We start from the raw sequence: 22,415 nt of genomic DNA, 5'->3' as shown, positions 1-22,415 counted from the left end.
GCCCATCTTCTTCAGATTGTTCGTTTTTTAAAGCAAAACACTAACAAAATATTTGATTTCTAAAGTGATTTAGTGTAAAATAAAAACATTGGCTCAAGCCTATTTAAAATTGAATATCATTTTACTTGTTTATGTCGTGAATTGGCACGACGTTTCTACAAGGTGCCGGAACACCTAACAATAAGTAAGTCAGAAATGAGGTATGGCCTTTTTTGCCATGCCTATTTTGGGGACTTACTTAGATATTAAGTAGGTCCTTTTTCTATTTCTTGCTAGAAACTCTAAACAAGCAAATGGATTGGCTTTTAGACTTTAGGAGGTCTTATGAAATTATTAGAAGAGCGCATCCTCAAGGATGGGCATATCTTGGGTGATAACATCCTCAAGGTGGATTCCTTTTTAACCCACCAAGTTGACTATCAATTGATGCGAGAGATTGGAAAGCTCTTTGCGGAAAAATTTGCTTCTGCTGGTATTACCAAAGTCGTGACCATTGAAGCGTCGGGTATTGCCCCAGCCGTTTATACAGCTGAAGCCTTAAACGTTCCCATGATTTTCGCTAAAAAAGCTAAAAACATCACTATGAACGAAGGAATCTTAACTGCCGAAGTTTACTCCTTTACCAAGCAGGTTACCAGCACCGTTTCTATCGCTGGAAAATTCCTCTCACCAGAGGACAAGGTCTTGATTATCGACGATTTTCTTGCTAATGGCCAAGCTGCCAAAGGCTTGATTCAAATCATCGAACAAGCTGGTGCCACAGTCGAAGCTATCGGTATTGTGATTGAAAAATCCTTCCAAGATGGCCGTGATTTGCTTGAAAAAGCAGGCTACCCTGTCCTATCACTCGCTCGTTTGGATCGTTTTGAAAATGGTCAAGTCATATTTAAGGAGGCAGATCTCTAATGCAAACTCAAGAAAAACATTCACAAGCAGCCGTTCTTGGCTTGCAGCACTTACTAGCCATGTACTCAGGATCTATCCTGGTTCCCATCATGATTGCGACAGCCCTTGGCTATTCAACTGAGCAGTTGACCTACCTGATTTCCACAGATATCTTCATGTGTGGTGTGGCAACCTTCCTCCAACTCCAACTCAACAAATACTTTGGGATTGGACTTCCAGTCGTTCTTGGAGTCGCCTTCCAATCCGTCGCTCCCTTGATTATGATTGGGCAAAGCCATGGTAGTGGAGCTATGTTTGGTGCCCTTATTGCATCAGGGATTTACGTGGTTCTTGTTTCAGGCATCTTCTCAAAAGTAGCCAATCTCTTCCCATCTATCGTAACAGGATCTGTTATTACCACGATTGGTTTAACCTTGATTCCTGTTGCTATTGGAAATATGGGAAATAACGTTCCAGAACCAACTGGTCAAAGTCTCTTGCTTGCAGCGATCACTGTACTGATTATCCTCTTGATTAACATCTTTACCAAAGGATTTATCAAGTCGATCTCCATTTTGATTGGACTGGTTGTCGGAACTGCCATCGCTGCTAGCATGGGCTTGGTGGACTTCTCTCCTGTTGCAGCAGCACCACTAGTCCATGTCCCAACTCCACTCTACTTTGGGATGCCGACCTTTGAAATCTCATCTATTGTCATGATGTGTATCATCGCAACGGTGTCTATGGTTGAGTCGACTGGTGTTTACCTAGCCTTGTCTGATATCACAAAAGACCCAATCGACAGCACACGCCTGCGCAACGGTTACCGTGCAGAAGGTTTGGCAGTACTTCTCGGAGGAATCTTTAACACCTTCCCTTACACAGGATTTTCACAAAACGTTGGTCTGGTTAAATTATCAGGTATCAAGACTCGTCTGCCAATCTACTACGCAGCTGGTTTCCTGGTTCTCCTTGGACTTCTTCCTAAGTTTGGCGCCCTTGCACAAATCATTCCGAGCCCTGTCCTTGGTGGTGCCATGCTGGTGATGTTTGGTTTTGTATCCATTCAAGGGATGCAAATCCTTGCCCGTGTTGACTTTGCTAACAATGAACATAACTTCCTTATAGCAGCTGTTTCAATCGCTGCAGGTGTCGGACTCAATAACAGTAATCTCTTTGTCAGCATGCCGACAGCCTTCCAAATGTTCTTCTCAAACGGAATCGTCGTAGCCAGCCTACTCGCCATTGTCCTCAATGCGGTGTTAAATCATAAAAAGAAATAAGAAAAAGAGGTGTGAACCTCTTTTTTTACCAGAAAAATCATCTAAAGCAGGTTTATTTGTTAAGAAATTCTATACATTGCTTTAATGCCTTCTGTATCCATTAAATGACTTTTGACTATTCCTTTAATATCTTCTCTATTTAGAAAATCTAATACGATAACTCCACCAACTAAATTCAAGATTTTATTAGAATTTGTATATGAATACCTATTTTCAATCATTTTTCCTTCATCGACCAACTCATATATAGCTTGTAAAGTCCCCAGGACAATATCTTTATTTGATACTAAGTTACTTGAAAAGTATGCAACAGCATTTCCTCTATAACTTCCTGATAAGAATCTATTTGTATAATAATAAGGATTTGAAGAATTTTTATCATATGTATAGTAAGCAATCCACCATAGTGAAGAAATACTATTTATCATTAAAGATCTTTTATTACCTCTATTGAAAATAGTTCTAGATATTATGCTTGCTTCTCTGTGTGCTCCTGTAATTTCATTTAGTTGATCTAAATGAAAATCTAAATAATATGTATTTTCAAGAGCAACCCAAATTTTTTCATTTTCTGCTTCTGAAATAGTTAAATGTTTTAATGATTCCCAAATTATTTTTACATTCTTTTTTGAGGCATCAGAGTCTACAGATTCCAAAACAAGTTCTTTATAGTCAAATTCCTTCAATGACTCATAAACATTATTTGAATCAGAAAAAATTTCCTTAATTTTATTTTTGTCATTATTTGAATAGTATTGTAAATATTTACTCTGAAAATTTGTTTTAAATTCATCTAAGAATTCATCCGAAACATATTTCAATTTACTCATTTTTCATTTCCTCAAATTTATAATATTCATATAAAGAAGATTCTAAAGGAAAATCTAACAATTGCTGTGCAAGCATCATTGAACTTTCTTCAGATTCTGGCAACTCTTCAATATTATAATCTATTTTTTTTAATAATTCTCCAAGAGATTTATACCACTCTTTACTATCATCTACTTCTAATTTTTTAACTTTTTCAATTGCTACTGTTAATGCTGGCAAAATTATAGTTACTAAAAGCAATTGCTGTTGCACTTTACTAGAACTAGATAAATTAACATAAGCTATATAAGACTTTTCGGGTAAATTTATTTGAATAACATCTCCATCTAAATCAACTTCCATAAATCTTTTACTAAATTTAGCAATCCTAACCATTGATTTAAGATTCCCGTATTCATGATTTGAAAAATCTACCTGCAATTCGGCCATAGTATCAAAAGCTAGAATACTTCCTTTTTCAATTTCAGGAACTATAAAATCTTCTCCATAATACTCAGGATTAAATCCTTTATTCTTATAGTCTCTAATTATATCAGTTGCAATGACCATCATATTAACGAATAACTTTTTAGGAGTCGAATCACTTCTTAGCTCTACTTCCTTTGTTGTTTCTCCTTTTTGAAGATAGATTAACTTTCTATACGATGATGCTTGTCCTTCAATATGTATTACAAATTGTGCTTTATCTTGTTTAATTAATTTATTAATTTCCCTATTATCCAAATTGAAAGTAAAATTCAAAAGAGTTTGATTTATGCTCATTTTTTTCTGAGAAATATTTACTTCAAAATCTCCTGTTTTAAAATCATCCAATTCTTTACTTAAAACAGGATACGGGAACATATCAGATTTTAATTTCATTTATTTTTCCTTCCATCTTCAGTAGCAAATTAGAATTAACTTTAAAATCTAAAATTACAGTCTTATTTTTATTAATATTGATAACTCTAAAATCATTATCTATTTTTTTAATTTTATTTGATTGAGAAGTAACTTCTCTTAGTATAGCTTGTGTAATACTTCCATCTTCTCCAACGTAATTAAACTTTAAATCTATTTCCTTAAAACCTTTATTTGGCTTTAATATGCATCTATATTGTCCTTCTTTACTATTCAATGCAACAATTTTAATTCCAAAATATTGAGTTACTTCTACTAGCTTTTCTTGTTTTGACTTTTGGTTGAATCCCAATCTTTCCAATATTCCTTTTTTCCTATTTGGATTAGTTTTTTTATCATCTTTTTTCTTTTCTTCCTCATCTAAATTCAAATCTTTTAAAATGGAATCTACCTCTTCTTCAACAGGATTGTACAAACTACTTATTTTTATTTTTTTTATGTCTCTCTTAATTTTCACTGAGTTAATTGAACTTTTTATTCCAGAATCCTGCTTTTTATTGTCAGCTTCATAATCTGATGATAAGAGTGGCAAGAAGTCTTTCATTCCAATGGCATCAATAATATCCTCTACACTTTGCTCATACGATTTCTTAACAGTTTCTTTATACCAATCATATAAATCTTTTAATAGTTTTTTAGCTAATTTTCTATTCTCTTTAGATGCTTGATCACTACTCCAATCCGTATGATTTGTATTCTCCAAACTTTTTAAAAATTTATCTAAGCCACTACCAGTTGCCCTGAAAACCCCTGTAAACAAAATGTTCCCACTAACATTTCTTCTATCATAAATTTTCATACCAGATATTCTGGTTTGCAATATAGCTCTATTCGCCTCTTCTCTCCTCAAAAGAATTAACTTACCATCACTCTGGGATTCAATAAACGGATATGCTTTAAAACGCTCATCCAAGTCAAATTCTAATCTGTTATCATTTGTTAATGCATCAAAGTAATTTAGTGTATTTTTAAAGACCATTTTTTCATCCGTATTCTTTTTAACCTTCTCTAATTCTGTGATAATTTCACCAATAGAATTATTATCAAGGACGGTATTTTTTACTCGTACAATTAATTTATTTTCTAAAATTGAAACCAAAAAATTATTAACTGCTGAAAGTAAAATACGCATCTCCCAATCATCATCAATATCTCTAAGTCCTAAAATAAACAGATCCGTTCCATATTCTGATAATTTACGTTTCTCAAAATTAAAATCTATTTGACCTGATATATATTGATCATCTTGATTCTGATATAACGCACGTTCTTGAGTTATAATAGCTTCATCATTGCTATTACAATTAAATGATACAAAATTCATTACACCAACATGCTTTGGAATTGCATTTGTAGGAATCGTGTTATAAAAAACCAGTCTTAAATCTGAAATTGCAAAAGGTGCTGCTTTCCCTATTCCTTTACTGCCTGCTGCATTCTCATCAATTTTTTCAGTATATCCATTCCCTAAAACAAGAGCATCATAGCTTTTATCATTCAATCCATACGTATTATAATCACTTATTTTTAGCACCCTAATTTTATCAGATTCCAATATTTCTCTAAAAGACTTCAAATACTCTAAGGTTCCAATATTTTCTTTCTTTTTCCAAAATTTCTCTGCATTTGGTAATGCCATATTATAAATGTCGTCCACACCTGGGATTTCACTTGTCGATAACTCACTAAAATCAAATGTGATTTCAACCGGTTTATCATTTTCTCTTATCTTTGCATCTAGAGAGTTTTGTATTACTTCTCTAGTTAGTGAATCAATAACATTGTCTAAAAATGAATTTATAGCTGGATCATTTACTCCTCTAGGAGTTAAATCTTTACCATGAGGGAATACCCATTTATTAATCATATCTCTATACTCCTTTATTTTTTATTCTTTGAAAATGAAAATCTATTATCCTTTTTAACAAATTCAACCTCAAACATCTTTTTTGTTCTTTGAAGTTCTTGTTCTATTGCCTTAAAAATTTCTGCAATTTCATTTTCATTATAATCATAGTTACTTCTATTAGCCAGATTTCCAATTAAATGAATCTTTTGAATTGCAGCATTTGTTCGAGATTCAGCCAATCTCAAAAAACGATCATGTTTATCTTCCATCACGTCACCTCTTGATATATATGTTTTATTTTACAATATATGAAAAATATTGTCAAATTTTTATTTTTTAAAAAATAAAAAAGCTATTTTGCAAATAGCTTTCCATCTAATCCCAATTCCCATCTAATATTTCTTTTATAAACTTTTTAGGCATCCAAAAGGAGTGTTTTGTAATCCTACGCCCATCTGGAAGTTCATCCGTATCAGATAATGAACCTTTTCCAACAAATTTTCCTTTTTCAATTTCATAATAAGCATTGGTAGCATGTAATTTCGTAAATAGAATTCTATTTATCTTACTTTGAGGGAAATTAGTTGAAACTTTATTACCATTTTGAGTTAATTTAACTCCATCAGAAATAATTTGTCTAGTTTCCTGCCACACTCTTTGTATTTCTTCTAATTGTCTATCCTGAAATCCCCAAAATTTGATAGAATCTAATACAAATAGCTTAGGTTCAATTTCCTTAAAAATAACGAAGAGGAATCGTTTATTATAAATTTCATTATAAACATGCGATGATTCCCAACAATCTGTTGCTGCTAGTTCTTTAAAACAATAAGTTTTAAATGGGGAGTCTTCCTTAGGTAAATTATTCTTATCTACTCGAATAACTCTCAAATTCATGTTTGCTTTCTGAAATTCTTTAGTCTTATCTAAATCCCCTGTTAAGCCTAAAATTTTTCTAATCAGAGTACTATTCTTACCTTTTGCTTTGGGATTCACTTCAAATCTATCATATAACTCTTGTTCAGAAAAACCTTTGTAGGAAAGAATCTTCTCTGCAATAACCTCAGTAAATGACTTTTTTTCACCCCTAAAATTAGCCAGAACACTTTCTTGATCTGATTGGTTAAAGATTTTATGATTAATCAGATAGGTCATATAACTTGATTTTAATTCCCAAGCTCTTTGTTTTGCTAATTCATGACTAAATGGTTGCTGTCTTAAATCCTTTCCTTTACCTGCACCTTTTGTACAAGTTGATAAATAGTTTCCATCTGATTCTGATAATTCATGCGCCCTTCCATTTTTAATTTTATCTGTAATCTTCTGATAGTCTTCAAGGATGACTGCCATATCCTCCTCAAACCATTCATATAAAAATATTTTTTCAATGACATAGTCCTTCATTGTTTGATTAGGAATTAAGCCATTGTAAAACAACAACAAAATCTTTGCACATTTTTTCCATAAATGAGTGGAGTAAAAATCCTCTAAATTTTCCTCTATATAGTTTAGTATTGTTAATACAAGTCGTTCTTTGGCACTAAGTGTCCCATTTTTGTTTATCTTAAAAGGAGTAACTTTTAATTCTACACCTATTTTTTCAAAGTCAGCTTCCGAGTCACTATTTGGCTGGTAACCATAGAAATATTTTTCAATATAATTTCCATACTGCCCTTTTGACTTCATACTAATTGTTTTATCTTGTACCTCAGAGACTACTCTATCATTATAATCGTCATATGATTTATAAAGCGAACGATTATACTCTTCCATAACATCGGAAAATTTTCTATTTAATAGTTTGTGAGAATATTCAATAACACTATCGATATCTTCATCGTTATAGTTAAATAAGTTTTGATCCATTTTCTTCTCCTATCTTTTATATTATATCAAATTAAACTAAAGCAAACATTAATACTTGATCAATCATTGAAAATAGTATATAATGGATTAAACTGTAAAAAAATGAAGGAGAAAAGATGAAAGTTCTCGAACTATTTGCTGGAGTTGGCGGTTTTCGGATAGGATTAGAAAATGCCGATAAGCAACTCTTTAAAACAAAATGGGCAAACCAATGGGAACCATCTCGTAAATCTCAAGACGCATTTGAGGTCTATGATTATCACTTCCCCAATAGCGAAAACATCAATATTAGTATCTCTGATATAACAGACGAACAATTTTCCAAAATGGATGCCGATATGATTGTCGGTGGTTTTCCTTGCCAAGATTACTCTGTTGCGCGTAGCAAGAAAAATGAAAAAGGCATTGAAGGAAAAAAAGGAGTTTTATTTTGGGAAATCATTAGAGCAACAGAAATCATTAAACCCAAATACTTAATTCTAGAAAATGTAGATAGACTTTTAAAAGCACCTTCAAAACAACGAGGACGCGATTTTGCAATCATGCTCACAGCTTTTAATAATCTTGGATATTCTGTAGAGTGGAGAGTTATTAATGCTGCTGAGTATGGAAGAAGCCAACGAAGACGTCGTGTATTCTTTTTCGTATATCGAAATGATACAGTCTTTGCCCAAAAAATTGACAATCTTTACGAAAAAAATGAAGAAATCTTTGAAGATAATAGGTATGATGACTATATTTTCAATCAAGGTCTATTTGCAAAACAATTTCCTATTAAACCTATAGCAGTTAAAAATCGTCATGTTTTTTATAAGTTACCAAATGATATAGTTGAAGTTTCAGATACTTTTACTGGTACTGTTTGGAATACAGGAATTATGAGACATGGAAAATACTATTCTATTGACACTGAACCTAATTACAATGGCAATCCTATCACTCTAGGAGAAATTCTTCAAGATGAGTCTGAAGTACCTGAAAAATATTTTTTAACTGATCAGTCAAAATTGGAAAAATTTCAATATCTTAGAGGACCTAAGAAAATTGAACGAACATCCTCTGACGGACATCAATACATCTATTCAGAAGGAGGAATGTCCCCTTATGATGATTTAAACCTTCCAGGACGAACAATGCTTACATCCGAAGGAACTGTTAATCGTTCCACACATTTATTATTTGTAAATAATAAATATAGATTAATTACCCCCATTGAAGCTGAACGCCTTCAGGATTTCCCAGATGATTGGACAGCTAAAAAGAAACTATCTGACGGTTCTATTGTAGAGGTATCTGATAAAATGAGAATGTTTTTTATGGGAAATGCTTTAGTTACTGAAATTGTAAAAGAAATTGCTAAGTTTATTAAAGAAATTGATTGATTTATCTGAGACTAAAAAAGAGGTGTGAGCCTCTTTTTTGTTTCTCTATATCCTTACCTGTCTTTCTTCTGACCGTTGGCCTGTGACAAACATGGTAAAGGTTGCCTTGCAGACATTTCTACCTTCTTGATTGGTGATATCCACATCCACTACACAGGTTGTGCGACCTTGATGGACACATTCTCCTTTAATGGTCAATACATCGTCGAGTTTTCCTGCTTTAAGGTAGTTGATAGAAGATTGGAGAGTCACTCCGTCTAGTCCTAGCGAGATGACCACCAAACCACTGATCTGATCACAAAGGGTAAAGAGATAGCCACCATGGGCGTTGCCATAGTAGTTGAGAGACGAGTCCACTACTTTGGTCGTTACCACAACGTGACCATCTCTCATTTGTTCAATTTCGTAATTTTCAAAGGCAGATATAGCGTCAAAATGAAAATCTTTCATCGTTTCCTCCTGATATTTCAAACGACACTATGATACTACTTTTTATAGAACTGTGCAAGGAGAAAGCTCCTAGCCTGGCAAAATACCGACCTGCTCTACGAAGCGCATAAAGGCTGCCTGTCCATACTCCGTCTGCTTGTAGACTCCTGCATCCTCAAGCACACGAGCAAAGATAGCACCCACAGAGTCCTTGACGATTTCAAGAGCTTTTTCTTTATCTGTTAGGTCTGGATGTTGGGCTTTGAGTTGGTATGCCCATTCCTGATGATAATCGGCAACTGTCTCCCCTTCTCCCACTAGGTAGTTAGCGACTTGCTCCACTTCTTCTTTCAGACGTGGTGGTAAGATAGCCAAGCCCATGACCTCAATCAAGCCGATATTTTCCTTCTTGATATGTTGAACATCCTTATGGGGATGATAGATACCATCAGGATGTTCTACTGAAGTCTGATTGTCCCGCAAGACTAAGTCCAACTCAAACTGGCCATCGCGTTTACGGGCTATAGGTGTGATGGTGTGATGCGGTGTCCCGTTTGTCTCTGCCAAAATCTGCACAATAGGATCTGAATACTGGCGCCATTCCTGCAAAATCTTGTCAGCTAAGTTGATCAAATCTTCTTTGGAATCCGAAGTCAAACGCAATACTGACATAGGCCACTTGACAATACCAGCCTTGATCTGCTCAAAACCAGTAAAAGAGAAAGTCTTTTGCAAGGGAGCCAATTCCATAGGAAAGACGTGACGGCCTCCCTGATAATGATCATGAGTTAGAATAGACCCTCCCACAATCGGCAAGTCGGCATTAGATCCAGCAAAATATCCTGGAAACTGCTCTACGATAGCCAGCAAACGTTCAAAACTCTGACGACTAATGGCCATGGGACGATGCTGACCATCTAAGAAGATACAATGCTCATTAAAGTAGGCATAGGGCGAATACTGGAAGCCCCATTCCTGACCAGCCATTTCAAAACGGATAATACGGTGATTGCTGCGAGCTGGGTGGTTTATCCGACCATGGTAACCCTCATTCTCTAGACAAAGCTGACACTGGGGATAATTGCTAGCTTGCACCAACTTGGCTGCCGCAATCTCTTTCGGATCCTTTTCAGGCTTAGAGAGATTGATGGTAATTTCAAGTTCACCGTAGTCAGATGGAACACGATAAGCGATATTTTTAGCAATGGCCTTGAGTTTGATGTAGTCATTTTTCTGACTGAGTTGGTAAAAATCCTCTATCGCTTGCTCAGGAGATTGAGCATAGGTGGCCCAAAAGTCACGATTGACCTGACTTGGACAAGGGGTCACCAAGTCCATCAATTCAGCACCAAGGATTTCACGCGCAGCCTGACTATCCTCAATCGTCTCTAATCGAACGGCTTCCTCAACCAGCTGGTCCTTGAGGTCAATCACTTTATCCAGATCCGTCTCAACTTCCAAAACACCGTCTCCCACTCGTGCCAAGACACGATTGGTCAGGTAGATTCGATCCATTTCCTCAAATGAACTTTCAGAAATGACATGTGTTACAAATTTATCTACTAAGGTCACCATAAAGCCTCCTTTTGACTAGTCAAGGACGCGAGTGCCACCTGCAACTTCAGCGATATAGAAACTTGGAGCGTATCCAACTACTTCCTCGTAGTGTTTGCCTACAGCTTCCTTAAAGGTATCAACAGCATCTTTTTGCACCAAGGCAATGGCACATCCGCCAAAACCTGCCCCTGTCATGCGAGCACCAAGAACTCCTTCTTGTGCCCAAGCTGTGTGAACAAGGGTATCCAATTCCAAACCAGTTACTTCATAATCATGTTCTAGAGAGACGTGTGACGCATTCATCAAACGACCAAATGTTTCCAAATCTCCTGCTTGAAGGGCTGCTTGAGCTTTGAGGGTACGTTGGTTTTCAAGCACAGCATGACGAGCACGTTTCAAACGATTTTCATCTTTAATCAGATAGCTATATTGGTCAAAGATCCACTCGTCCAATTCACCCAAGGTCTGAATATCCAAGGCAGCTTGCAATTCTTCCACTGCTTTTTCACACTCGGCACGGCGTTCATTGTATTTAGAGTCCGCCAACTCACGGCGTTTGTTAGTGTTCATGATAACAACGACATTGTCTTTCAAATCAAGTGGCACCAAATCATATTCTAAAGTGTTGGTATCTAGGTAAATAGCACGTTGGTCTGCCCCCATACCGATAGCAAACTGGTCCATGATACCAGAGTTGACTCCGATAAAGTTGTTTTCTGTTTGTTTTCCGATTTTAACCAAATCGAGACGCTCTAGTTTTAAATCAAATAGATACTCTGCCACGACTCCTGTCAAGAGTTCCAAGGATGCAGAAGAAGACAAGCCAGCACCATTTGGGATATTCCCATAAACATAAAAATCAAAACCTTTATCAATCACATGCCCAGCTTCTTGCAAGAAATGAAGAACCCCTTTTGGATAGTTGGTCCAGTTGTGCTCTTTTTCAAACTTGAGATCCGCTAAAGGCACTTCGATAATGCCCTTGTCCTCAAAGTTAGCTGAGTAAAAACGCAAGACTTGGTCGTCACGCTTACGAGCTGCACCGTAAGTTCCTAAGGAAATAGCTGCTGGAAATACATGTCCACCATTATAGTCTGTGTGCTCACCAATCAAGTTGATACGACCTGGTGAAAAGAATGTTTGATCTGCTTCTTGACCAAAAACAGCAAGAAAGTCTTTACGAAGAGCTTCAGCAGTAAGATGTTGTGTCATATGATTTCTCCTTTTACTGTCCGTTAAGTCACCTTAACGTGTAATCGTTTTCTTCTATTGTATCCAAGGGATTTCCCAAGGTCAATCCTTTTTACTAAACTTTTACTAAACTATCAGTAAAAAGCAGAAAAATATGATATACTAACCTTAAAAAAGGAGGATTTATGGCTACCTTAAAAGACATTGCACAGCTAGCCTCTGTCTCTATCGCGACCGTATCCCGTGTCCTCAACCGCGACCAGAGCCTATCTGTTACAGAAGAAACCAGACACCGTATTTTAACCGTTGCTGAAGAGCTGGGCTACACCAAGCACCTCAAGACAGGCGAGTCCCACAAGCCCAAGCAAAAGATTGCCATTATCCAATGGGTCAGCGAACAAGGGGAGCTAGACGACCTCTACTACTACCAGATTCGCCTAGGCATAGAAAAAAGAGCCCAAGAACTGGACTATGATATCTTACGCTATTTTAATGACCATCCTTTTACCCTAAGCGAGGAAGTGATTGGGATTCTCTGCATCGGAAAATTTAGCCGAGCTCAGATTTCTGCCTTTGAAGAATACCAAAAGCCTCTTGTCTTTCTAGACAGTGATACTCTTTCGCTAGGACATACCTGTATTATTACGGACTTTTATACTGCCATGAAACAAGTTGTCGATTATTTCCTCAGCCAAGGACTTGATCGTATCGGAATTCTAACAGGGCTTGAGGAAACAACCGACCAAGAAGAAATCATTGAGGATAAGCGGCTGGAAAACTTCAGAAACTACAGTCAAGCGAAGGGAATCTATCATGATGAACTGGTCTTTCAAGGAAGCTTTACTGCCCAGTCTGGCTATGACTTAATGAAAGAGGCCATTCAGAACTTGGGAGACCAACTCCCGCCAGCCTTTTTCGCAGCCAGCGATAGTTTAGCTATAGGTGCCCTCCGTGCCCTCCAAGAAGCTGGAATCAGCCTGCCAGACCGCGTCAGTCTTATTTCCTTTAACGACACCAGCCTGACCAAGCAAGTTTATCCTCCCCTTTCTAGCATCACCGTCTATACCGAAGAAATGGGCCGAGCAGGTATGGATATTCTTAACAAGGAAGTACTCCACGGTCGCAAAATCCCTAGCCTTACTATGCTGGGAACCAGACTGACTCTAAGAGAAAGTACAAGGAATGATTAGGATTACAAAACTACCTCTAGCAAGGCTGTTTCTCTAATAATCTCTATGATTCCGCTCCAACTCACACCTTTCGCTTATGTGCTTGGTGACTTTCTAGGTTAGCATCAACTTCAATGGTAATATTTTGAAAGCCACAATCTTTGAGGAAAATTCGAATAGATTCTTTACAAGTTTCCATATGCTCCATCTCTTTTAAACAAACATGGACAATGGCATTTTTTTCCAAACCATCCATAGTCCAGAGATTAAGCTGATTGATACTAGCGACATGGTCCAATTCTGCTAAATCCGTCTTGATTTTCTGGATATCTACTCCTTCTGGCACTGCATCGAGGAATATCTTGAGCGTTCTCCAAAAACGTGGAAGGGCTTTTGAAAGAATAAAGAAGGAAATAGCAAGAGACAAGAGCGGATCCAAGATATACCAATCGGTAAATCGAAGAACAATGGCCATCAGGATGACAGCCACCCAACCCAAGGTATCTTCCAGAAAGTGCAGGCTGAGAATGGATTCGTTCTTGGTTTGTCCTTTGCGAATGACGAGACTCGCTAGCACATTGATAATAATCGCAATAATTCCTAACCAGAGAATCCCCTCATCATTGACCGATTGTGGATGAAAGATTTTCGCTATATTTTCCAAAATGACCAAAACGGACCCTGTCATAAGAATCACAGCCGTTATCATGGCTCCTAAAAGGCTAAAACGCTTGTAGCCCAAGGTATAGTGGCTGTCTTCTTCACGATTGGAGATACTTTCCAAAAAGGCTGAGATCCCAATAGCAATCGCATCTCCCAAGTCATGCACCGAGTCAGCAAGAACAGCACTCGAACCAAAGATTCCTCCTGCAATAAACTCAACAATAGCATAGCTTAAATTTAAGAAAAAAGCTACCCAAACAGTATATTTTGCCTTCATCTTTCTCATTCCTTTGTTATAATAGATTTATGAACACCTTGTTCATTATCATTATCCACTAAAACTCAAAGAAAGGATAGAAGCAAAAGGTCAGCTTTATTCAGTTCTGAACAATTTGCCTCAAGTGTCCATATGACTAACATTGACCGCCGTATCAGTAAAACAAAAAAAGCCATCTATCAAGCTTTTCTACAACTTTTGAACACTAAGGGCTACGAGGCCACTACTGTTCAGGATATTATTGATCTCGCAGATGTGGGACGTTCTACTTTTTACTGTCACTATGAGAGCAAGGAGCTGCTTCTGGACGAGCTTTGCCGCTACCTATTCCATCATCTTTTTGAAAGAGAGCAAGCCATTTCAACCGAAGATTACCTCGCCCACCTCTTTCTGCATTTTCAGAAAAATCAAGACCATATCACCAGTCTGCTATTCTCCAAGAATGACTACTTCCTCCGCCAACTCCAGAGAGAGTTGGAACACCACGTCTACCCCATGCTGGTTGATGATTTGAAAGAAGCACACCCAAGTCTGCCTGCTTCTTATCTCCAACACTTAGTTGTAACCAACTTTATCGAAACATTGACCTGGTGGCTCAAAAAAGGTCAAGACTTCACAAATCAGGAAGTTGTCCAGTTTTATCTAGACCTTCTCATTTCTAAAGACTAAATACAGACTAGAGCTCAGTTGCCTTATGCCCAGGCTACTGAGTTTTTATCTTTTCGACAATAAAAGAGGAACTACTGCTCCTCTTTTTCATCATATCCAATCCTTGATTATCAACTCTATCTGTTTTAATCGAAATCTCAAAACAGCACTTTCAAACATCTTTTCCTAGTTAGGTAAATCAGTATTCTGCTTAGCAGCCTTGCTCCATTGATACCAACCAACTAGACTGTTAATGAGATAAATTAGATATTTCCCTTGGATTTGCAGGCTTTCTCCCCACCAGAGATAGATTGAAAAGACATTGGTAGCTGCCCAGAATATCCACTGTTCACGGTAAACAGCTGTCATGAGGATTTGCCCTACCCCATTGGTCGCATCTGTGATTGAATCACGATAGGGACGATTGGCACCGATAGACTGATAAATGAATCCAAAGGTCAACCACCAAAGAACACTAATGGAAAGATACTTTGTCCAGCCCTTGCCGTCCAGTTTACGCGCGACAAACTCCTGCTTTTCCTTCTTAAACTGTGCCTGATAAATCCAAACTAGAAGTCCAATTGGCTGCATGACTGTGAAGTAAAGTGTCGTCAGTACCTCACCATAAAAGCCTTTCTGTAGGGCCAAAATAAGGTAAATAACAGAGTTAATCAAGCCAAAAAGATAATTACTTGCCCGACCTTCCGATACAAAGATAACACAGATAATCCCAGTTAGGCTACAAATCATCCCAATCCAGTCAACAATACGGTGTTCATAAATCAACTCCAGCCAGAGAGGAAAACTTCCTAAAACCAGCAAATAAAGCCACTGGGCAAAGCTACGATTGGCAAAGAGGTCATTCCAGATAGACTTCATAGTTCCTGAAAATCCTAAATCAGCCATAGCCGTAACCATACGATGGTAACCACCTGACATTTCACCTAGAGTTGTTTTGATATTTTCAATTTTCTTTTGCAAATAAGTATGCATCATTTCTCCTTTTGTTTTTAAAGAGCCGTGTCTAGATAGACTTTCGGACGCAACGCTCTATTAGATAATGAACTGTCTATACACAAGATTCCCAACCTTAGTCGACATGAGCTGAAAATCCTTATTTGTTAAGTAGTTCACAACACATTATACACCTATTTTGTGAATAGTCAAGTGTATTTACAGTAAATTTTTAGAAATTCCTGAAAATTTTCTCTTTCTTTCCATTTTAAGTGACATTCAATAACCCTAAAATCAAAAGAGCCCAGACGACATTGTCTGAGCATTTTCTATATAGTCGTTTAAGCAAGTTGAGTCTAGCTTTTCAAGCTATTTCTTCAGCAAACCTTGTTCTTGTAGAAACTCCTTGGCTACTTGTTCTGCTGACTTGCCTTCAACACCGACTTGGTAGTTGAGCTGGCTCATCTGGCTTTCAGTAATTTTACTAGCCAATTTATTGAGAACTGTTTCCAACTCTGGATGTTTCTTGAGAAGGGCTTCTTTCATGAGTGGAGCCCCTTGATAAGGTGGGAAGAGTTGTTTGTCATCTTCCAAGACCTGTAAATCATAACGCGCCAATTCCGCATCAGTCGAATAGGCATCCGTGATTTGAATATCACCTGACTGAATTGCCTGATAGCGAAGGGCTGGTTCCATGGTCGCTACATTGAGATTGAGACCATACATTGACTGCAAGCCCTTATTGCCATCTTCACGGTCATTAAACTCAAGTGTAAAGCCTGCCTTCAACTGCCCTTCCACTTTTTTCAAGTCCGAAATGGTCTTCAAGCCATATTCTTGAGCAATCTTTTTCGGAACAGCTACAGCGTAGGTATTTTGATAAGACATAGGTTTGAGATAGGCTAGATGATCCTGTTTGGCAATACCATCACGCGCTACCTGATAAACCTGCTCTGGCTCATGACTCACCTTGGGTGATGGTTGAAGCAAACTTTCAGTCACCGTTCCTGTAAATTCAGGATAGATGTCAATATCGCCTTTTTTCAAAGCTTCATAGAGAAAGCTTGTTTTTCCAAAATTCGGTTTAACAGTCGCAGTCATACTGGTATTTTCTTCAATAAGGAGTTTATACATATTGGCCAAAATTTCTGGTTCCGGTCCCAATTTCCCAGCAATAACCAAGTTTTCTTTCTCTTTTTGAGCCAAAAGAGCTGGACTATAAGACAAACCAAGCAATATGGTCACCAAGGCAAAACCAGAAAAAATCGTCCGCAATTTTGCTTTTTCCATCACCTTTAGTAGGAAGTTAAAGGCAATGGCAAGCACTGCAGAAGAAAGGGCCCCAATCAAAATCAGACTGGCATTATTACGGTCAATTCCCAAAAGGATAAAGGAACCCAGCCCCCCTGCACCAATCAAGGCAGCCAAGGTTGCCGTACCGATAATCAAGACAGCTGCCGTCCGAATCCCAGACATCATAACAGGCATGGCAAGTGGAATTTCAAACTTCTTGAGACGTTCCCATCTGGTCATCCCAAAGGCAATCCCAGCCTCTTGCAGACTCGGATCAATTCCCTTGAGTCCAGTGATGGTATTTTGCAAAATCGGAAAAATCGCATAAATCACTAGAGCTGTCAAAGCAGGCAAGGTTCCAATTCCCATCAAGGGAATAAAGAGCCCCAGCAAGGCCAGAGACGGGATGGTCTGGAAAATCCCTGCAATCTGCAAGACCCAGTCCGCCATCTTTTCATGATAACGAAGAAATACCGCTAAGGGGACTGCAATAAAAATAGCTAGTAACAAGGTCAAAAGTGACAACTGCAAATGTTGAGATAGGGCTGTCAACCAATCACTAAAACGATCCTGAAAAGTTGCAATTAAATTAGTCATGAACACTACCTCCAAACAAGTCTGCTACAAAGTCTGTTGCAGGCGCTTTTAAAATTGTCTCGGGATTCGCCACCTGACGAATCTCTCCATCCTGCAAGACAGCAATACGGTCCGCCAATTTCAAGGCTTCATCCGTATCATGGGTTACAAAAATAGTTGTCATCCCAAATTCTTTATGCAATTCTTTCGTCAGAACCTGCAACTGTTTTCTCGAAATAGCATCAAGAGCCGAAAAAGGTTCATCCATTAGGAGAATCTTAGGCTGGCCAATCATAGCCCGTACAATTCCAACACGCTGTTGCTCCCCACCAGATAATTCACTAGGCAAACGATGCCCATACTCAGCTACTGGCAAGCCAACCTTAGCCAAAAACTCTTCTGTTTTCTGAGCAATTTCTTCCTTAGTCCATCCCTTCATCTCAGGAATCAGGGCAATATTTTCCGCAACCGTTAGATTGGGAAACAGTGCAATTGCCTGTAAAACATAACCAGTAGAAAGACGCAGTTCCCGCTCATCATAATCTTTGATGCGCTTGCCATCCATATAAATATTTCCATCAGTCGGTTCCAAGAGACGGTTAATCATCTTAAGCATGGTTGTCTTACCTGAGCCAGAAGGCCCTACTAAAACCATAAACTCGCCATTCTCAATCCGTAAATTAACATCTCTCAAGACATCTTTTTCTGTGTAGCGTAGCGCCACATTTTTATATTCAATCATTCTGTATCCTCAATTTAAAACTTACCTCGATTGGTCAAGTCTTCTACCCTAAGCATAACTTCTTTATTGTCCCAATGCTCCACAATTTTTCCGTTTTCTAGACGGAAGATATCGTACTGGGCATAAGCAACTCCATCAATCTGAGTCTGACCATAGCTAACCACATAGTTTCCTTGTCCTAAGAGTTGGAAAACAAAGTCGAAAGTGGCCTTTACTTATAAACAGCTAATTTGCTCCATTTTAAATCTCATTTTCCTCTTCTTTCAGATTAGCCAAAATTCTTTCTTGAAAACCTTCAAACTGACGAATTTCTTCCTCTGAAAATCCTTTGTAAAAGATCGTATCCAATTTCTGACTAACACGATGTCCTACTTCTTTCTGGGACTTGCCTAACTCCGTTAAAACTAAATACTTCTTACGCTTGTCTTTTCCACACGGACTAACGGTTACAAGCTTTTGTTCTTCTAGCTTTTTTATCATAGTCGTCAGTGTATTATTCGCAAGCCCCGTCGCAAGAGCAATATCTGTCGCAGTTGCGCAGCCTGTTTCACTATTCCATAAAACCGCTAAAATCTTCCCCTGCTCACTCCTATAAAGAGCTTCAGGATCTAGACTAAGTAACTTTTGAAAAATCCTCCCATTCAACAAACGAATATGATGGGCTACCAAATGACTATCTTTCATGACACCTCCAATTTATTTCTATATCGAAACGAATAAAGTAATTGTAACACTCGTCATTCTATCTGTCAACTATTTCGATTTAGAAATAATTTTTCCTAGTAAAAAAATCTCCTACCCAAGGTAGAAGATTTCAATCTTATAAAACTTAATCTGTCATGTCCGATACCAACGTTCGATGCTCCAACGGAATACTGCACATAACTAGCAAGAAAATAAAACCTGACTGAATCCAGAAGAGGGCCAAATCAAAGATTCCGTGCACAGCAACCACTGTAAGGAAAGATAGATAAAGACCGATAATCGGACGTTTCCCCGACTCCTGACTCATATCCATCATCAAGCGAACGGGAGCAACAGAAGACAAAACTAGTAAAATAGTCCCCACAATTCCGTAACTTAGAATCGTGTCAATATAAAGGCTATGAGCATGTTCATGATAAGGAGCATGTATCCGAGGATAAGAGTGCATATAGGTCAATGGCCCTTCACCCCAGAAAGGATTTTGCTTAAATAAGGCCATCCCAGCATCCCAGATAGAAATTCGTTCTTCCATAGAAGAGTCTAAAGTCCCCATCCGAACTCCCAAATCACTGGAAAAGAGGAAACTCAGGCCAATCGCAAAGACCCCAATACTAAGCCAAAAGGCCTTCCAGTTTTTAATGGTCGTAAAGAGATAAATAATGGCTCCAGCGATAATAGCAGGAAAGGCAGTTCGATTCTGCGTAAAGTTCAAACCAAAGAGATTCACAAAGCCTGCAATCACACAGAATACTTTCAACCAATTCAACTTGGTCGTTGTAAACAGATAGAAGGCAATCATGATACAGAAACAACAAATAATTCCATAATAATTAGGATTAAAGAAGGTCACTTCTGCACGATTCTGATGCCATACCTGCATATTGGGTGACAGAAAAGCATAGTTGAATTTCTTCACAATTTGGAAATGTTCTAAACTCGCAAAAGCAGCTGACAAGACGCTACCAAACAAGACAAGCTGCAAAATCAATCGAAAGAATTTATGTGATAAAATCGACTGATAGTGCAAAAAGAAAACAGTAAATAGAAACATTCCTACTGAAGCCACAAGACCCATCCAATTTTGTGCAAAAACGGATATAACAGTACTATAGCCAAGAAAAAGAAGCAGCATCGGATGCTCCCCCATTTTCTGAAGAATACTTTTCATGTCTCCTGTAAAAATCAAACTGATAATATATAAACAGAATACAACTACAAAAAGATAAAAGGGTAAAAAGATACTCAGGATAATTCCCAATAAAATAAGCTCTTTACTAGACAACCCTTTCAGCTTTTTAATAAAGCCTATTGATTTCAAAATGAATCCTTTCTCTCCAAATCAACTGATTCAGATAATAGTAAGCTATCCTATATTGTACCACTTTTTTAGCAATTTGAAAACAAAGGAAACGTTTACTAGGTAAAAAGGGAGCAAAAATACTGAGATTTCAAAACTCAATCATTAGTACTACATTTACTCCAAGAAAATCATACCGTAAAGACTAGGCATATGTTAAAATAGTAGTAATAAAATATAGATCATAAGCAATTATACAGACTAAATTCAAAGCATAAACTATTCATTGCGAAAGGCAACACTATGAAATCCTACCAAGCTGTGTACCAAATCCTATCTAAAGAAACCGACTATATCAGCGGAGAAAAAATCGCAGAAGAACTATCCCTAAGCCGAACATCAATTTGGAAATCCATCAAGCGTCTAGAACAAGAAGGCATTGAAATTGATAGTATCAAAAACAAAGGATATAAACTGATGAATGGTGACCTTATTCTTCCAGATATTATAGAAAAAAATCTTCCAATTAATGTCAGTTTTAAACCAGAAACAAAATCGACACAACTAGATGCAAAAGAAGCAATTGATTTAGGGAATGAAGCAAATACTCTCTACCTAGCTTCCTATCAAACAGCTGGCCGAGGCCGTTTTCAACGTTCTTTCTACTCCCCACAAGGGGGCATTTATATGACCCTCCATCTTAAACCAAATCTCCCCTATGATAAATTACCATCCTACACACTGCTTGTAGCTGGAGCTATCTATAAAGCCATCAAAAACCTAACTTTAATAGATGTCGACATAAAATGGGTCAACGATATCTACCTCAAAAATCATAAAATTGGAGGAATCCTAACTGAGGCAATGACCTCTGTAGAAACAGGCTTAGTCACAGATATCATTATTGGAGTAGGAATCAACTTTGCTATCAAAGACTTCCCTCAAGAATTAAAAGAAAAAGCTGCTAGTTTATTTAAAGTGCCAGCACCTATAACAAGAAATGAATTAATCATAGAGATTTGGCGTGCTTTCTTCGAAACACCAGCAGAAGAGCTATTATACCTATACAAAAAACAGTCCTTCGTTCTAGGAAAAGAAGTGACTTTTACACTAGATCAAAAAGACTACAAAGGACTTGCTAAAGATATCTCTGAAAGTGGAAAACTTTTAGTTCAATGTGATAACGGAAAAGAAATCTGGCTAAATAGCGGAGAAATTTCACTAAAGAGTTGGAAGTAGTAATAAACAAGCACAACCATAAAATCGACAATATGTAGTTGATTGAAGTTAGATTATTACATAGTGACTGCTAAATCATTTCTAGAATTTAATTTGATTTTCCTAATCGATTTGTTCATATCTTATTTCAATCTACTATAGTTGACAAAGAAGCTCTATAATTTCTGTAGTGGGTAAATCCCCTATGGATATTATAGAGACTATTTTGGTGTAGAAAAAAAGTCCCATAAGATCTATAATGAAAAGCGACAAAACAACTCATTAGAAAGAATCCTATGGAACAACTACATTTTATCACAAAATTACTCGATATCAAAGACTCAAACATCAAAATTCTAGATATCATCAATATGGATACCCACAAAGAAATCATCGCTAAACTGGACTATAATGCCTCGTATTGTCCTGATTGCGGAAGCAAAATGAAGAAATATGACTTTCAAAAACCGTCTAAGGTTCCTTACCTTGAAACAACTGGTATGGCTACTAGAATCCTACTTAAAAAGCGTCGTTTTAAGTGCTATCATTGCTCGAAAATGATGGTGGTTGAGACTTCTCTCGTCAAGAAGAATCACCAAATCCCTCGTATCGTCAACCAAAAGATTGCTCAAAAGTTGATCGAAAAGAATTCTATGACCGACATTGCTCATCAGTTGTCTATTTCAACTTCAACTGTCAT

21 protein-coding genes, 1 pseudogene and 1 riboswitch are annotated in these 22,415 nt (G+C 37.4%); of the genes and pseudogenes, 7 read left to right on the top strand and 15 right to left on the bottom strand.

The window, feature by feature from the left end; all coding sequences use genetic code 11:
• Positions 1-105 precede the first annotated feature (105 nt).
• Positions 106-201: riboswitch (purine riboswitch) on the top strand.
• Positions 202-324: 123 nt separating this feature from the next.
• Entirely contained in the window at positions 325-906 is a 582-nt protein-coding gene (locus HT734_RS03460) for a xanthine phosphoribosyltransferase (RefSeq protein WP_173277838.1), read from the top strand.
• Positions 906-2,168, top strand: a complete 1,263-nt coding sequence (locus tag HT734_RS03455; protein ID WP_004256021.1) for a nucleobase:cation symporter-2 family protein — start codon at positions 906-908, stop codon at positions 2,166-2,168. The genes HT734_RS03460 and HT734_RS03455 overlap by 1 nt, the downstream gene beginning before the upstream one ends.
• Before the next feature lie 59 nt (positions 2,169-2,227).
• Here the strand turns inward: HT734_RS03455 and HT734_RS03450 are convergent, their stop codons facing one another.
• The 5 genes from HT734_RS03450 to HT734_RS03430 all read right to left on the bottom strand — a co-directional run bounded on the left by HT734_RS03450 (position 2,228) and on the right by HT734_RS03430 (position 7,614).
• Positions 2,228-2,998: a DUF6339 family protein gene (locus tag HT734_RS03450; RefSeq protein WP_173277836.1), complete on the bottom strand. Its 771-nt coding sequence runs from the start codon at positions 2,996-2,998 to the stop codon at positions 2,228-2,230.
• Positions 2,991-3,860 (bottom strand): hypothetical protein, encoded by an 870-nt coding sequence (locus tag HT734_RS03445; RefSeq protein WP_173277835.1) that lies wholly within the window; start codon positions 3,858-3,860, stop codon positions 2,991-2,993. The genes HT734_RS03450 and HT734_RS03445 overlap by 8 nt, the downstream gene beginning before the upstream one ends.
• A complete protein-coding gene (locus tag HT734_RS03440) occupies positions 3,844-5,766 on the bottom strand; it encodes a hypothetical protein (protein WP_173277833.1) in 1,923 nt (640 codons plus the stop codon). Before HT734_RS03440 ends, HT734_RS03445 begins: the two co-directional genes overlap by 17 nt.
• 14 nt (positions 5,767-5,780) lie before the next feature.
• Positions 5,781-6,017 (bottom strand): hypothetical protein, encoded by a 237-nt coding sequence (locus HT734_RS03435; RefSeq protein WP_173277831.1) that lies wholly within the window; start codon positions 6,015-6,017, stop codon positions 5,781-5,783.
• Between the two features lie 106 nt (positions 6,018-6,123).
• Positions 6,124-7,614, bottom strand: coding sequence for a Sau3AI family type II restriction endonuclease (locus HT734_RS03430; RefSeq protein ID WP_173277829.1), 1,491 nt, complete (start codon positions 7,612-7,614; stop codon positions 6,124-6,126).
• 116 nt (positions 7,615-7,730) lie between these two features.
• On the opposite strand from HT734_RS03430, the gene dcm reads away from it, so the two are divergent.
• Positions 7,731-8,996 (top strand): DNA (cytosine-5-)-methyltransferase, encoded by a 1,266-nt coding sequence (gene dcm, locus HT734_RS03425; RefSeq protein ID WP_173277827.1) that lies wholly within the window; start codon positions 7,731-7,733, stop codon positions 8,994-8,996.
• 45 nt (positions 8,997-9,041) lie between these two features.
• Here dcm and HT734_RS03420 read toward each other — a convergent pair whose 3' ends face one another.
• The 3 genes from HT734_RS03420 to HT734_RS03410 form a co-directional block, all read right to left on the bottom strand.
• Positions 9,042-9,446: a PaaI family thioesterase gene (locus HT734_RS03420; protein ID WP_000651224.1), complete on the bottom strand. Its 405-nt coding sequence runs from the start codon at positions 9,444-9,446 to the stop codon at positions 9,042-9,044.
• 69 nt (positions 9,447-9,515) lie between these two features.
• Entirely contained in the window at positions 9,516-10,997 is a 1,482-nt protein-coding gene (locus HT734_RS03415) for a UDP-glucose--hexose-1-phosphate uridylyltransferase (RefSeq protein ID WP_173277962.1), read from the bottom strand.
• An 18-nt stretch (positions 10,998-11,015) separates the two neighbouring features.
• Complete coding sequence (locus HT734_RS03410; RefSeq protein WP_173277825.1) at positions 11,016-12,194, bottom strand: galactokinase; 1,179 nt, start codon at positions 12,192-12,194, stop codon at positions 11,016-11,018.
• A gap of 164 nt (positions 12,195-12,358) precedes the next feature.
• Here HT734_RS03410 and galR point away from each other — a divergent pair, with 164 nt between their 5' ends.
• Positions 12,359-13,363, top strand: coding sequence for a DNA-binding transcriptional regulator GalR (galR, locus tag HT734_RS03405; protein ID WP_173277824.1), 1,005 nt, complete (start codon positions 12,359-12,361; stop codon positions 13,361-13,363).
• 61 nt (positions 13,364-13,424) lie between these two features.
• On the opposite strand, the gene HT734_RS03400 is transcribed toward galR, so the two are convergent.
• Positions 13,425-14,282, bottom strand: a complete 858-nt coding sequence (locus HT734_RS03400; RefSeq protein ID WP_061759219.1) for a cation diffusion facilitator family transporter — start codon at positions 14,280-14,282, stop codon at positions 13,425-13,427.
• Positions 14,283-14,414: 132 nt separating this feature from the next.
• On the opposite strand from HT734_RS03400, the gene HT734_RS03395 reads away from it, so the two are divergent.
• Positions 14,415-14,951, top strand: coding sequence for a TetR/AcrR family transcriptional regulator (locus tag HT734_RS03395; RefSeq protein ID WP_061759217.1), 537 nt, complete (start codon positions 14,415-14,417; stop codon positions 14,949-14,951).
• Positions 14,952-15,116: 165 nt separating this feature from the next.
• On the opposite strand, the gene pnuC is transcribed toward HT734_RS03395, so the two are convergent.
• The 6 genes and pseudogenes from pnuC to HT734_RS03365 all read right to left on the bottom strand — a co-directional run bounded on the left by pnuC (position 15,117) and on the right by HT734_RS03365 (position 20,518).
• Positions 15,117-15,923 carry a nicotinamide riboside transporter PnuC gene (gene pnuC, locus HT734_RS03390; RefSeq protein ID WP_061759215.1) on the bottom strand — a complete coding sequence of 269 codons (807 nt, stop codon included), beginning with the start codon at positions 15,921-15,923 and terminating at the stop codon, positions 15,117-15,119.
• Between the two features lie 330 nt (positions 15,924-16,253).
• The gene (locus HT734_RS03385; protein ID WP_061759213.1) at positions 16,254-17,774 is read right to left on the bottom strand and encodes an ABC transporter permease/substrate-binding protein; all 1,521 of its coding nucleotides are present in this window, start codon (positions 17,772-17,774) and stop codon (positions 16,254-16,256) included.
• Positions 17,767-18,495 carry an ABC transporter ATP-binding protein gene (locus HT734_RS03380; protein WP_061759212.1) on the bottom strand — a complete coding sequence of 243 codons (729 nt, stop codon included), beginning with the start codon at positions 18,493-18,495 and terminating at the stop codon, positions 17,767-17,769. Before HT734_RS03380 ends, HT734_RS03385 begins: the two co-directional genes overlap by 8 nt.
• 14 nt (positions 18,496-18,509) lie before the next feature.
• A pseudogene (locus HT734_RS03375) lies at positions 18,510-18,701 on the bottom strand (polyketide cyclase); the annotation flags it as partial.
• Between the two features lie 34 nt (positions 18,702-18,735).
• A complete protein-coding gene (locus HT734_RS03370) occupies positions 18,736-19,179 on the bottom strand; it encodes a MarR family transcriptional regulator (protein ID WP_173277822.1) in 444 nt (147 codons plus the stop codon).
• A 145-nt stretch (positions 19,180-19,324) separates the two neighbouring features.
• Entirely contained in the window at positions 19,325-20,518 is a 1,194-nt protein-coding gene (locus HT734_RS03365; protein ID WP_061759210.1) for an O-antigen ligase, read from the bottom strand.
• Positions 20,519-20,800: 282 nt separating this feature from the next.
• Here HT734_RS03365 and birA point away from each other — a divergent pair, with 282 nt between their 5' ends.
• On the top strand, positions 20,801-21,736 hold the full coding sequence (gene birA / locus HT734_RS03360; protein ID WP_061759209.1) for a bifunctional biotin--[acetyl-CoA-carboxylase] ligase/biotin operon repressor BirA: 936 nt from the start codon (positions 20,801-20,803) through the stop codon (positions 21,734-21,736).
• Between the two features lie 275 nt (positions 21,737-22,011).
• On the top strand, positions 22,012-22,415 hold a 404-nt coding region (locus HT734_RS03355; protein ID WP_173277819.1), incomplete at its 3' end, for a transposase family protein.

The organism is Streptococcus sp. k-90, assembly GCF_013277565.1.
In the GTDB taxonomy this organism is placed as follows: Bacteria; Bacillota; Bacilli; order Lactobacillales; family Streptococcaceae; genus Streptococcus.
Note: the sequence above shows the minus strand (reverse complement) of the source record. Positions and strands in the feature narration are given on the sequence as shown.